This window comes from Streptomyces sp. NPDC005808, assembly GCF_042871385.1.
In the GTDB taxonomy this organism is placed as follows: domain Bacteria; phylum Actinomycetota; class Actinomycetes; order Streptomycetales; family Streptomycetaceae; genus Streptomyces.
In genome coordinates this window covers 143,764-155,983 of record NZ_JBIAIK010000011.1, presented here as the reverse complement: position 1 = coordinate 155,983, position 12,220 = coordinate 143,764, and the positions used below count along the sequence as shown (strand labels likewise).

Sequence of the window (12,220 nt, the reverse complement as noted above, 5' to 3'; positions counted from 1 at the left end):
GGCCTATGTCACGGCGCTCCGAATGCCGAGGGTGATGAGGACCGCCGACGTGACCTTGGCGGCAGTTTGCTTGAAGCGGGTTCTGTGCAGCGCGTGGGCAGCACGCAGGATGAGAAAGGTCCAGGCGGCGAGCCAGAGTGCGATCAGCAGCGCGTGGGCGGTGGCCAGAGTGAGGATCTGGCCGCCGAAGGGTTGGTGGGGTGCGATGAACTGGGGAACCAGGGTCAAGTAGACAGCTGCGGCCTTCGGGTTGAGGACGTTGGCGAGCAACGCTTGGGCGTAGACGGAGTCCGCCCCCTTCGGCAGGCGTTGGCGGTAGGGGACGGCTGCCGCGTGCGATGCGGCGGAGCGCCATGTCCATATGCCCAGGCCGATGAGGTAGACGGCACCGATGAGCTTGACGGCGGTGAAGGCCTGGCTGGAGTGCATGACCAGGGCTGACAGGCCGGCTATGGCGAGAGTGGCGTGGATGTACAGGCCGGTGACTGTGCCGAGGATGACGGGAAGAGCCTGCCGACGGCCGCTGTCGGTGACGTGTTGGAGCAGCAGGGCCAGGCTGGCTCCGGGGGTGGCGATCAGAGGAAGGACGGCCACCAGGAACCCGGCGACGGCGTAGGGATGGACCATGGTGCCTCCGGATCGTGCGAGCGGGGGATCAGAGCACGACGCGGTAGTGGGTGGTCAGGCGCCGGTCGTCGTCCAGGATGTGGAACGCGAGGCCGGGCGGCTGGTCGCGGTCTGCGGCCTTGTCACCCTCCCAGGGCATGCGCAGAGTCCAGGTGATGGCCGGTCCGACGATCAGCGGACGCCCGGCGAAGGTCGAGGCGGCCGCCGTGTGTGCGTGGCCTGTGAGGACGGCGGCGACCTGTGGGTGCGCGTCGAGCAGGTCGGCCAGTTCTCCGGGCTTTTCGAGCATGCAGGAGTCGGGCAGTGGGTGATGGAGTTCGACCGGCGGCTGGTGGAAGGCGACCAGTGCCGCGGTGTCCTGCGGCAGCGCGGTGAGGGTGGTGTCGATCCAGGCGAGTGTCTGGGCGTCGAGGCGTCCCTCGTCGCGGCCCGGGATGGTGGAGTCGCACATCAGGATGGTGGCGCCGGTGATGTGGTGGGCCTGATTGATGGGACCGTGGCCGGGTGCCTCTCCCAGCAGGGCCTTGCGGTAGGCCGGTCGCGCGTCGTGGTTTCCGGGACAGGTGAGCACGGGGAAGGGGGCGGTCAGGATCTGAGCTGCTTCCTCGTACTCGGCCTCCTCGCCGTGATCGGCGATGTCCCCGGTGACCAGGAGCGCGTCAACCGGGTGGGGGAGAGCTCGCAGATAGTCCATGACACGGGTGGCGCGTCGGGTTGCCCTCTCGCTGCCGTCCAGGTGCAGGTCGCTGATCTGTGCAAGCAGCGTCATTCCGCAGTCGCCTCCAATGGCGGGCTCAGCCGCCGGCCCAAGCCAGGGCGGGTGCCTCCACCTACTCCAGCCTCTAACGGATATTTTCTGTTTTCCATTAGAAACCTTAGGGTGTGCTCGGGGATGCGATCAAGTGGCGGATGACCGGGCACCGAGAGGAAAGGGATGCCTTGTGGAGCGGTGGCTGGCATTGGAACTGGCGAGCACGATTCGCCACGACGGAGACGGCGGCGTCGCCGACGACCTCGCGACGGTCCAGGGAACAACGCACTGGATCCACGAGCAGAGGGATCTACTGGCCGCCGACATTCCGGCCGGCGAACTCGCCGCGGATGAAAACCTCAGGGTCGGGATCATCGAGCTTCGGCAGGCCGTCAGGGCTTTGTTCGCCCGGGTGGTCAGTCCCGCTCCGCCCAGCCCGGCGGACGCCCATCGCCTGATGACTGCCGACCAGGCGATGACCCTCCTCAACACGGCTGCCGCGCAGGAACTGGTCGCCCCTCAGCTGGACTGGCCCGCTGAAGGAGTCCCCAGCGCCCGACTGCTGTCGGCGGAGAGCGATCCGTACGTTCGGCTTGTCGCGGCACTGGCCCGCGCCGCCATCGACTTCCTCAGCAGCCCGCAGCGCACGCAGTTGCGGTCCTGCACGGCGCCCCGCTGCGTGCGCTACTTCGTCAAGAGCCACGGGCGGCAGGAGTGGTGCAAGCCGTCATGCGGAAACCGTGCCCGAGCAGCTCGCCATTACAGGCGTCAGCGCACGGAAGCTGATGACGGTTCTACCGATGCCCGATTCCGTAACACAGCCGGACTAGCACAAACGACCCTCGAACAAGAGAATGAGTAACGTACACGCTTAGCCCCGGGCGCCATCAAGTCACGTACGCCGTCTACGACTTGATCGCATCGAGCACGATCCGGACGCGGCCGGGACACGCACTCCGCGGGGACTGTGGCATATGCCAGATGCACCACCGTATCGTGTGTTGCCAAATCCCTTACAGCGCGTCGCGGGCTGTGCGAGAGTCGTAACGGTCCTTCCGTCAGCCTTGGTCGTACCGTCCCCGCATCGGAGTACGTCATGCCCTCCCATCTCTCTGCGGACCGCTCAGCCGCCCAGCCGCCGCAGCGCGGCACGGTCGATGCGCTCATTTCGCAGACGCGGCGGCTGCGCGGCGAGGTGGACGCCGTACGACGGGAAGCACCCGTCGACGACGAGAACCCACAGGGGCGCTGGCAGCGTGCACTGTGCAATCTGGCGCTGCATCAACTCAACGACCTGGACGAACACTTGGCCCAGCTGCGGGACGGACCTCCACCCGCACCCGTCCAGCCCGCGCCGGTCCCCGCCGTCCGAGCCGTGCCGACCACACCCCGGCGCGGCTCACTGCTCAGCCGGGTCGGCAGCGCCGAGTGGAATCTGCTGACGGACGAGGCCAGTTGGTCGGGGGAGCTCTACGAGATCCTGGGGCGCGACCCGGCCGCTCCCCCGCTCACGCTCGATGAGCTGCCGTCGCTGGTGCACGACGAGGACCGGCCGATGCTGACGGCGATGGTCACGGCCTGCCTCATCGACGCCAAGCCCATCGACGGAGAGTTCCGCATCCAGCGGCCCGACGGCGGGATGCGGACCGTGCACATGATGGGCGAGCCCGTGCTCGACGCCGACGGCAGCACCGTCTCGATGTGGGCCGTGCTGCGCGACGTCAGCGAACTGCGCCGCAGCCAGCGGACGGTGAGCGAGACCCGTGACTCGCTGCAGCGTCAGCGGCACATCGCGCAGACCGAGCACCGGCTCGCGGTAGAACTGCAGGAAGCCGTGCTGCCGCCGTGGCGTGGCTCCCTGCGGTTCCCGCAACAGGGTCCCGAGACACTGGACCTCGCCGCCCGCTATCTGCCGTCGTCCAGCAGCGCACTGGTCGGCGGCGACTGGTACGACGCGCTCGAACTCCCGGACGGCGAAACGCTGTTGAGCATCGGCGATCTCACCGGCCACGGAGTCTCGGTGACCTCGGGCATGGCGATGCTGATCGGCGCCCTGCGCGGTATGGCCGTGGCCGGCACCCAGCCTGGGCAACTCATGTCCTGGCTGAACCAGCTACTTGACGTCTCCGTGCAACCGGCCCTCGGCAGCGCCGTCTGCTGCCGCTACCGGCCCGAGACCCGCACCCTCACCTGGGCACAGGCAGGACACCCCGCCCCGCTGCTGTTCCGCAACGGGACGGGGCGCATGCTGACAGCACCGGACGGCGTGCTGCTCGGGGCGACCTCGGGTGCCACCTACGGACAGGCCGAAGAGACACTCGAAGACGGCGACCTGCTGCTCCTTCACACGGACGGGCTGGTCCCCCGGCGATGGGAGTCCCTCGGCTCGGACGAGTCCGAGAGCGGCGAAGGAACGGCGGCCGTCCCGAGGCTGCTCGCCCTGGCCCCGCGCTTCAGCGAGGCCCGCACGGCGCAGGAGTGTGTACGGGCGGTTGTCGAGGAGTTCGGTGAGACCGAGCGGGAGGACGACGCCTGCGTGCTCGTGGCCAGGGTCGGCTCCTGACGAACGGCCATCACCACGCCATGGCGGTCGAGCTCACGTCCTGCTCGCTGCACCCGCGGACCTAGGCCCGCTCGCTGTTCCCACCCTTCGGCTTGAACGTGCCTTTGGGAAGGGCGAGTTCGATCTCCTCACGCAGTTCGTGGATCTTCGGATAGCTGGAGTACTGCCCGGTGAGCCGGTACATCTCGCGCAGCCTGTCCCAGGTGCGGTGGGAGGAGTTGGCCCCCATCGACGTCAGGGCCAGTCGCGCGTACCGGTCGGCCTGCTCGGGGTCGTCGGCGATGAAGCAGGCGGACGCCAGGGAGATGTGGTCGAAGATCTGTGACCTCTCCCTGCCCGTCCCGCGCAGCTTGAGCGCCTCCTTCGCATGGCGCTGCGCGGTGGCGGCCGCGGCCGGCTCGTGTTCGGCGAGGGTCCGGTAGGCCAGGGCCTGCATGCCGTGCATGTCGGCCTCGTCGAACATCTGCATCCAGCTCGGTGGAGGGACGTCGCCACGGTCGGAGACGAACAGGTCCTCCGCCTCGCCGAGGGTGCGCCGCATGGCCTGGCCCTTGCCCATGGACGCCTGTGCCCAGGCCTCGATGGTGTAGAGCATGGCCTGGGTGCGCGGCAACACCTCGTCGCCGGAACCGGACTTGGCGAGTTTCATGAGGTCGAGTGCGTCGTCGGGCCGGCCCAGGTGCACCATCTGGCGAGCCGCTCGTGAGAGCGCCTCCCCGGCGCGGGGCCGGTCGCCGCCCTCACGGGCCGCGTGGGCGGCGATGACGAAGTACTTCTGGGCCGTGGGCTCCAGGCCGATGTCGTGCGACATCCAGCCCGCGAGGACGGCGAGGTTGGCGGCGACGCCCCACAGGCGCCGCTGCAGATGGTCAGGGTGTCGGTAGGAGAGCATTCCTCCCACTTCGTTGAGCTGCCCCACCACAGCCTTGCGTTGCAACCCGCCGCCGCGGGCCGCGTCCCAGGCCCGGAACACTTCGACCGAGCGCTCCAGCTCTTCGATCTCCTGCGACCCGATGGGGGCGGCCTCGTAGCGGTCGAACCCAGCGGGGTCGGCGTGCAGGGGATCATCGAGATCAGGGGCGTCGGCCGCGAGGGCCGGATCGGTGTGGAGCCACTCGTGCATGGCAGTACTGAGTGCGGAGCCCGCGGCAAGCGCGGCACCCGCGCCCACCAAGCCGCGTCGGTTGAGCATGAGGTCCATTCCCGTGAATTCGGTGAGGACCGCAGCGGTCCGCTCGGGCGCCCACGGCACTCCGTCGGGATGTTCCGCATTCCCGCCGCCCTGCCGTTTCCCCACGCGCCCGTGCCGGACCAGACCGAGGTCCTCGATGGTCACGACACGGCCGAGACGCTCGGTGAACAGAGCTGCCAGCACCCGCGGCACCGGATCGCGCGGGATCTCTCCCATGTCGATCCACCGCCGCACCCGCGAGGTGTCGGTCGCCAGCTGGGGGTGGCCCATGGCCGCCGCCTGCCGGTTGACCATTCTCGCGAGTTCGCCCTTGGACCAGCCGGCCAGGCCGAACAGGTCCGACAGGCGGGTGTTGGGTTGTCCGTTCACGTCAAGCCCCCAGGTTCTCGGCTGAATTGACAGTAACCGTCTGTCAGTTGCTGAGCGACTATTCGCCAGGGTTCGCCAGGGTGCGCCAGATGGTGTGCCACTGGGCATCCGGTGTCAGGTAGGAAAGCGCCACCCCGACCCGGTTGCCCCAGGGACATTCCCCAGGGTGCACCAGGGCAGCCGGGGCGGGTGGCGCGGCATCTTGCAGGCACACGAAGGGATCTGTTTCGCCCATGTACACAGCATCGTCCTCCGTGTCCGCCCCGCCCCGGCCGTTGCACCCCCGCCCGGCGGGCAGCGGCCCCTACCTCGACCCCGCGCGTCCCGCGACGGGCCCCGTGCTCGGTGCCGGCCGGACGCGGCGAGTTCCGGGGCTCGGCACCCAACCGCTCAGCGGGAGACTCGACTTGTCCGGCCCTCAGGGCGCGCAGCTGCGCACGGCGATCGCGTCGGTGCACCGGATCTGTCCGGAGTTCGCTCCGGTTCAGGTACTGCGCCGCAGCGGACGCTCCGTACTCCTGGTCGGCACGACCGGGCGCAGCACGGCCGTCGCCAAGTGTCTACTCGACCACTCTCCGGTGTGGGCTGAGCGCTTCCAGCATGAAATAGCTGCCTACCGCTCGTTCGTGCGGCACCGGCCGCCGGTCCGGGTGCCCCGGCTGATCGCGGCGGACCCGGACAACTGCACCCTCGTGATCGAGCGGATGCCGGGCCGGGTGGCCGCGCTGCAGCGGCATCCGGCGGAGGCCCCGCCGCGCGCGGACATTCGGGCGGCACTGGGTGCCATCTGCCGGCTCAACGCGTGGCGGCCGCCGGCGGGGACGTTCAACGCCCCGATGGACTACGCGGAGCGGATCTCCCGTTTCCATCAGCTGGGTCTGCTCACGGACCGGGACATGGGCGATCTGCAGAAACTGGTGCACGGCATCGCGCACTCGGCGGGCCGCCAGGGCATGGGCCAGTTCTGCCACGGCGACGCCCTCCTGTCGAACATCCTTCTCTCACCGGCAGGTCCAGTGCTGGTGGACTGGGAGCACGCGGGCTGGTATCTGCCGGGGTACGACCTCGCGACCCTGTGGGCGATCCTCGGTGACGCTCCGGTGGCGCGGCGGCAGATCAGCCAGCTCGCGCAGTCGGCGGGGCCGGCGGCGCGCGACGCGTTCCTGGTGAACCTGATGCTCGTACTGACCCGGGAGATCCGTACCTACGAGACGGCCGTGCAGCGTTCGATGCACGACGCGACCCCGGCGGCACCGGGACCGGCCCATCCGGGTGCTGCGCCGTCCGGCGAGGAACAGCGGCTGCTGCTGAGGCGGCTCCACGACGACTGCCAGATGGCCCGGCGGGCCGTTCGAGCGGCGGTCGGAACTCGCTGACGGGGATGGCGGTCCGCGGTCGCGCCTTGGACAGGGGCGCACCGCGGACCTTCGTCATGCCCGGGGGTGTTCCGGTCGCGCTCGGGTTGTACATCCCCCAGCCGGGTTATCGGCCCACATCACTGACACTCCACCAGCGACCACACTGCCGCCACGAAATCTCCTTCACCCCTTCCTGACGTGGGAAATCGCCTGCCTCTGGGCATGATTGACGGATCGTCCGCGAGCCGATACCACTGACGCACGTTCGGCCCCGCACGCCCCACCGCGCTCGACCGTCCCAGGAGGCTGCTTTGCGAGGACCCGTCACCGATCCCAGGACCACCGCCGGGCGCAGAGGCGCGCGCAGGACCGCGGGCACCGTCGCCTCGGCAGCACTGCTGCTGCCACTGCTCGGCGCGGCCCCCTCCGACAACACCGTGCAGGCCTCCTCGGCACAGTTGCAGAGCGCCTTCGCCGACGCGGCCGCCCAGTACCACGTGCCGCAGAGTGTGCTCCTTGCCGTCTCCTATCTGCAGTCCCGCTGGGACGCGCACGGCGGAGCGCCGAGCGTCAGCGGCGGCTACGGCCCCATGCACCTCACCGACGCGCGTACGGCGATCGCTGAAGCGCCACACCACAGCGAGGGCACGGAGGACGCCCGCGGCGACAGTTCGCGCCCGGCCCTGCACCCCGACACCGCAGTGCCGGAGAACTCCGAACTCCCCGCCCGCCTCAAGACCTTGACGAAGGCGGCCGAGCTCACCGGCCTGCCGGCGGAGCAGCTGCGTACGGACACGGCGGCGAACGTGGCGGGCGGCGCGGCACTCCTCGCCGCCGCACAGCGGGACCTCGGCGAGCCGTTGAGCGGCAACGCCGCCGACTGGTACGGGGCGGTGGCACGCTTCTCGGGCGCGGACGACAGCTCGACGGCGGCGACGTACGCCGATGACGTCTACGACGTGATCCGCGGCGGCGAGCAGCGCACCACGGACGCCGGTCAGCGGGTCGAGCTGGCGGCTCAGCCCGGGCTGGTCCCGGACACCGCTCAGCTCGGGCGAACCGGGCTGCGCACGGTCTCCGCGGCCGGCACGGAGTGCCCGACGACGGTGTCCTGCGAGTGGATCCCGGCGCCTTACGAGGAGTTCGGCGACGGCGACTACGGAAATCACGACCTCGGCAGCCGGCCCGCCTCGCAGAGCATCAAGTACATCGTCATCCATGACACGGAAGGCACCTGGAACGGTGTCCTGCAAATGGTCCAGGACCCGACCTATGTGTCGTGGAACTACACCCTCCGCTCGACCGATGGTCACATCGCCCAGCATGTGAAGGCCAAGGACGTGGCCTGGCACGCGGGCAACTGGTACGTCAACGCCAAGTCGATCGGCCTGGAGCACGAGGGTTTCCTCGCCTCGCCCGACGCCTGGTACACGGAGGAGATGTACCGGTCCTCGGCACGGCTGGTGGCCTACCTCGCCAAGAAGTACGGCATTCCGCTGGACCGACAGCACATCCTGGGCCACGACAACGTTCCGGGCACGACGGCGTCGACCATCCCCGGCATGCACACCGACCCGGGGCCGTACTGGGACTGGCAGCACTACTTCACCCTGATCGGCCACCCCTTCCGCGGCACGGCAAAGGCCGGCGGCGGGCTGGTGACCGTGCTGCCGGACTTCACCGCGAACCGGCCCGCCTACACCGGTTGCGTCACCGCGGGTGAGCCCTGCGCCGTGCACGGTTCCAGCGAGGTGCGGCTCTACAGCGCGGCCGACGAGACATCACCCCTGATCAAGGACATCGGTCTGCGACCGGGCGGCGCCGCCTCCACGATCGGCGTGAACGACATCGGCTCCCGGGTCTCCACCGGACAGCGGTACGCGGTGGCCGGCCGCGACGGCGACTGGACGGCGATCTGGTACCTGGGTCAGAAGGCCTGGTTCAAGAACCCGCAGAAGCAGCCCACGGCGGTGAGCGCGTCGGGGCTCGTGATCACACCCAGGACAGGTCTCCCGGAGATCCCCGTCTACGGACGCGCCTACCCGGAGAAGGCGGCGTACCCGGCGGGCGTACCCGTCCAGTCGGTCTCACCCCTGCCGTACAAACTGCTGGCGGGCCAGGAGTACGCGGTCGGTGACAAGGTGCCGGGCGAGTACTACTTTGCGCCGACGTTCGACACGGCTGCGCACAAGGTCGTGGTCGGCAAGGACATGTACTACGAGATCCAGTTCGGGCATCGGGTGGCGTTCGTGCGCGCCGCCGATGTGCGGGTGGCCTCCTCGGCCTCGTGATGAGGGGTGCCGGGTCCGCTGGACACACGGACCCGGCTCCCTCACCCCAGCCGCGATCACTGGAGCCGCACTACGCTTTCCAGACGTACCGTCGGCCGGCGACCGCCTTGAAAACCACCTCGCCCCCCTCCAGCAGCTCGCTGCGTACGGTGAGTTCGCGGGTCCGGTGGGCGGTCAGCGTGATGCGTGTGGCCTTGCCGTCCGCCCAGTCGATGTCGAGCGTGGCACCGCCACGGGCGCGCAGACCGCGCACCGATCCGTCCGGCCAGGCCGCGGGCAGCGCGGGGAGCACCTCGATCACATTGTGCTGGCTCTGCAGCAGCATCTCGACGACCCCGGACGTCGCACCGAAGTTGCCGTCGATCTGGAACGGCGGATGAGTGTCCCAAAGATTGGGCAGCGTCGAGGACTTGAGCTGTTCACCGAGCATCTTGTGGGCATGGTCGCCGTCTCGCAGCCGCGCCCAGAAGTTGATCTTCCAGGCCTTGGACCAGCCGGTTCCGCCGTCGCCGCGCGCGGTGAGCGAGACCCTCGCGGCGTCCGCCCACTGACTGCCGGGCTCGATCTGCCGCCCCGGGTGCAGGGCATAGAGGTGCGAGACATGCCGGTGGTCGTCGGCCGGGTCGTCCAGGTCCGACTTCCACTCCTGAAGCTGCCCCCATGAACCGATCCGCAGCCCGGGATCCAGCTGACCGAGTGTTCCGGCCAGTTGCTCGCGGAACTCCGGGCTGTCGCCCAGAATCCGCGCGGCCTCCAGCGTGTTGGTGAACAGGTCGTGCACGATCTGCTGCGACATCGCCGCGCCCGCCGTGAAGTCCCCGTGCTCGGGCGAGTAGCTGGGTGTGACGACGAGGGTTCCGTCGCGCGGGTCGGTGCGCAGGTTGTCGAGCCAGAACTCGGCGGCTTCCTTCATCGCGGGATAGGCGGTGGAGCGCAGGTAGGCCGTGGATCCGCCGAACCGGTAGTGCTCGTACAGCTGCCCGGTCAGCCAGGCCGCCGCCTCCGGGAACCAGAAGGAGGTCGCCCAGGTGTGCACGCCTGTGAAGCCGTACGGATTCGTCTCGTTGTGCACGACCCAGCCGCGCGAGCTGAACATCTCTTCGGCGGTACGCCGTCCGGGAGCGCGCAGCGCCTCGACGAAACGGTCGTACGGGACTGTCGTCTCGGCGAGGTTCGCGGCCTCGGCGAGCCAGTAGTTCATCTGCAGGTTGATGTTGACGTGGTAGTCCGCCGACCAGGGTGGCGCGGTGCTCTGGTTCCACACGCCCTGGAGGTTGGCCGGCAGCGAGCCGGGGCGCGAGGAGGCGATGAGGAGGTAGCGGCCGTACTGGAAGAAGAGACCCTCCAGGGCGCGGTCCGTGGCAGTCGTCCCGCCCGTGTAGCCGGCGAGCAGCTGGTCCGTCGGAACGTCGGGGACCTCCGCTCGGATGTCGAGCGCGACCCGGTCGAACAGGGCGCGGTGGTCGCGCACATGGCGGGCCCGGAGTGCCGAATAGCCTTTACCGAACGCGCTGTTGACCGTCTTGGTCACGCTCGCGTGCGGGTCGGCTCCGCGGTAATCGGGGTAGGTGTCGGCGTAGTCGGTGCCCGCGGCCAGCACGAACCAGACACTGTCGGCCCCGGTGACGGTCAAAGTACCGTCAGGGTTGGCGACAAGGCTGCCGCCTTCCTGCCGTACGCGGAGCTGCGCCTCGAACTTCATCCCGTTGTCGGCGAGTTCGCCGCGCACGGTGACCCGGTCCCCGCTCGCGGTCGCGACGAAATCGGCCCTGGGTGAGGTGTAGCGCAGGGTGACGCCGACTCCGCCGGTGAGGCGACCCACGATGACGTTGTCGGGATGGGAGACGAAGAACTCCCGGTGGTGACGCGCCTGTTGATCGTCCGTGTACGTGACGGTGGCGACCGCCTCGCGCAGATCGAGGGCGCGACGGTAGGAGTCGGGGGTCTGCGCCGGAGCGCCGGGCAGATCGAGGTGGAGGTCGCCGAAGGTCTGGTACGCGCCGAATCCGGCCTTGGTCTGGCCGAGCTCGGCGGCGACGGCGACGGGGTCGAGCTTGGTCTCGGCGTCGATCTGCTCCTGTACGGCGGTGATCGCGCCGGGGCGGGGTGTGCGCCAGTTGCCGAAGTCGTAGCCCTGCCGCGAGCCGGGGCCGCCGGTCCACAGGGTCTTCTCGTTGAACTGGAGCCGCTCGGTGGCAAGGGTGCCGAACACCATGGCACCGAGCGCGCCCCCGCCGAGGGGCAAGGCCTCGCGCTCCCAGTCCGCGGCGGGGGCCGCGTACCAGAGGGCTAAGCCGACATCCTCTTGAAAGACATCGGAGGAATCTGCAGCGTCCGCCGACTGGGCGAGAACTCCCCCACCCAGTGCCAGCCCTCCCGCGCCGCCGAGTGCGGTTTTCAGCGTGGTTCTTCGGGATATCTCATGCGACATACCACGGGAAGGTAATGGTCCGATGTCTGACCGACAAGGGTCATGACAAGCCGTACAGAACCACGAACGCCCACGGCCCGGAAGAGGCGGCTTTGAGACGGTTCAGCCCTGCTGGAACAGCTCCGCCGGCAGCGGCTTGAGCAGTGTGTACAGATCGTCGGTGATGGGGCGGTCCCAGGCGGCGATGGTGACCAGCACCTTGTCGCTGCGGTCGAACTGCACGCAGGAGATGCGGGTCTCGGAGAGCTTGAGGCGGCGCACGATCAGAAGGTTGTCACCCTGCATCACCGGCATGTCCTCGGTGCCGACGACGGTGACCTCCTCGTCGTTCTCCAGTGCGAGCAGCAGCTGGGCCACCTCGAAGGGGACTTCTCCCTCGGGCACGTCACGGGCCGGGGAGCCCTCCGGGAGATTGCCGATGATCATCGCGGGGCCGCGGCCGCCGAACAGGTCGTAGCGCAGGAAGACGCCCTGGCAGCTGCCGTCGGGAGCGGGCAGCAGGCCGGCACCGAGATTGCCCGGCCAGTCGCCCGGGTCCATGGCCAGAACATCGAAGTCGGGCCCGGCGGGAGTGGCGCTGCGGCGGCGGAGAAAGGACATGCCGTAATGGTACGTGCACGGTCGTGAACCGGGCCCCG

9 protein-coding genes are annotated in these 12,220 nt (G+C 69.2%); 4 read left to right on the top strand and 5 right to left on the bottom strand.

Features of this window, described 5'->3' with window-relative positions; translation table 11 throughout:
• Window positions 1–3: 3 nt before the first annotated feature.
• Together ACFYPC_RS24305 and ACFYPC_RS24300 are read right to left on the bottom strand one after the other, a co-directional pair.
• A complete protein-coding gene (locus tag ACFYPC_RS24305) occupies window positions 4–627 on the bottom strand; it encodes a LysE family translocator (RefSeq protein ID WP_388679815.1) in 624 nt (207 codons plus the stop codon).
• Window positions 628–655: 28 nt separating this feature from the next.
• The gene (locus ACFYPC_RS24300; protein ID WP_388679812.1) at window positions 656–1,396 is read right to left on the bottom strand and encodes a metallophosphoesterase; all 741 of its coding nucleotides are present in this window, start codon (window positions 1,394–1,396) and stop codon (window positions 656–658) included.
• Between the two features lie 172 nt (window positions 1,397–1,568).
• Here ACFYPC_RS24300 and ACFYPC_RS24295 point away from each other — a divergent pair, with 172 nt between their 5' ends.
• Together ACFYPC_RS24295 and ACFYPC_RS24290 are read left to right on the top strand one after the other, a co-directional pair.
• A complete protein-coding gene (locus tag ACFYPC_RS24295) occupies window positions 1,569–2,240 on the top strand; it encodes a CGNR zinc finger domain-containing protein (protein WP_388679810.1) in 672 nt (223 codons plus the stop codon).
• A 234-nt stretch (window positions 2,241–2,474) separates the two neighbouring features.
• On the top strand, window positions 2,475–3,941 hold the full coding sequence (locus ACFYPC_RS24290; RefSeq protein WP_388679807.1) for a PP2C family protein-serine/threonine phosphatase: 1,467 nt from the start codon (window positions 2,475–2,477) through the stop codon (window positions 3,939–3,941).
• Between the two features lie 61 nt (window positions 3,942–4,002).
• On the opposite strand, the gene ACFYPC_RS24285 is transcribed toward ACFYPC_RS24290, so the two are convergent.
• Window positions 4,003–5,502 (bottom strand): hypothetical protein, encoded by a 1,500-nt coding sequence (locus ACFYPC_RS24285; RefSeq protein WP_388679804.1) that lies wholly within the window; start codon window positions 5,500–5,502, stop codon window positions 4,003–4,005.
• Between the two features lie 233 nt (window positions 5,503–5,735).
• Between ACFYPC_RS24285 and ACFYPC_RS24280 the strand changes: the two genes are divergently transcribed.
• Window positions 5,736–6,878 (top strand): aminoglycoside phosphotransferase family protein, encoded by a 1,143-nt coding sequence (locus tag ACFYPC_RS24280; protein WP_388679802.1) that lies wholly within the window; start codon window positions 5,736–5,738, stop codon window positions 6,876–6,878.
• Between the two features lie 293 nt (window positions 6,879–7,171).
• Window positions 7,172–9,151: an N-acetylmuramoyl-L-alanine amidase gene (locus ACFYPC_RS24275; RefSeq protein WP_388679800.1), complete on the top strand. Its 1,980-nt coding sequence runs from the start codon at window positions 7,172–7,174 to the stop codon at window positions 9,149–9,151.
• A gap of 70 nt (window positions 9,152–9,221) precedes the next feature.
• On the opposite strand, the gene ACFYPC_RS24270 is transcribed toward ACFYPC_RS24275, so the two are convergent.
• Window positions 9,222–11,582, bottom strand: coding sequence for a glycoside hydrolase N-terminal domain-containing protein (locus ACFYPC_RS24270; protein ID WP_388679797.1), 2,361 nt, complete (start codon window positions 11,580–11,582; stop codon window positions 9,222–9,224).
• Window positions 11,583–11,684: 102 nt separating this feature from the next.
• The gene (locus ACFYPC_RS24265) at window positions 11,685–12,182 is read right to left on the bottom strand and encodes a hypothetical protein (RefSeq protein ID WP_388679794.1); all 498 of its coding nucleotides are present in this window, start codon (window positions 12,180–12,182) and stop codon (window positions 11,685–11,687) included.
• Window positions 12,183–12,220: the final 38 nt, after the last annotated feature.

Coding starts and splice junctions, on each gene's coding strand:
- ACFYPC_RS24305 (WP_388679815.1), bottom strand. CDS start 627: ATGGTCCATCCCTACGCCGTCGCCGGGTTCCTGGTGGCCGTCCTTCCT.
- ACFYPC_RS24300 (WP_388679812.1), bottom strand. CDS start 1,396: ATGACGCTGCTTGCACAGATCAGCGACCTGCACCTGGACGGCAGCGAG.
- ACFYPC_RS24290 (WP_388679807.1), top strand. CDS start 2,475: ATGCCCTCCCATCTCTCTGCGGACCGCTCAGCCGCCCAGCCGCCGCAG.
- ACFYPC_RS24280 (WP_388679802.1), top strand. CDS start 5,736: ATGTACACAGCATCGTCCTCCGTGTCCGCCCCGCCCCGGCCGTTGCAC.
- ACFYPC_RS24270 (WP_388679797.1), bottom strand. CDS start 11,582: ATGTCGCATGAGATATCCCGAAGAACCACGCTGAAAACCGCACTCGGC.
- ACFYPC_RS24265 (WP_388679794.1), bottom strand. CDS start 12,182: ATGTCCTTTCTCCGCCGCCGCAGCGCCACTCCCGCCGGGCCCGACTTC.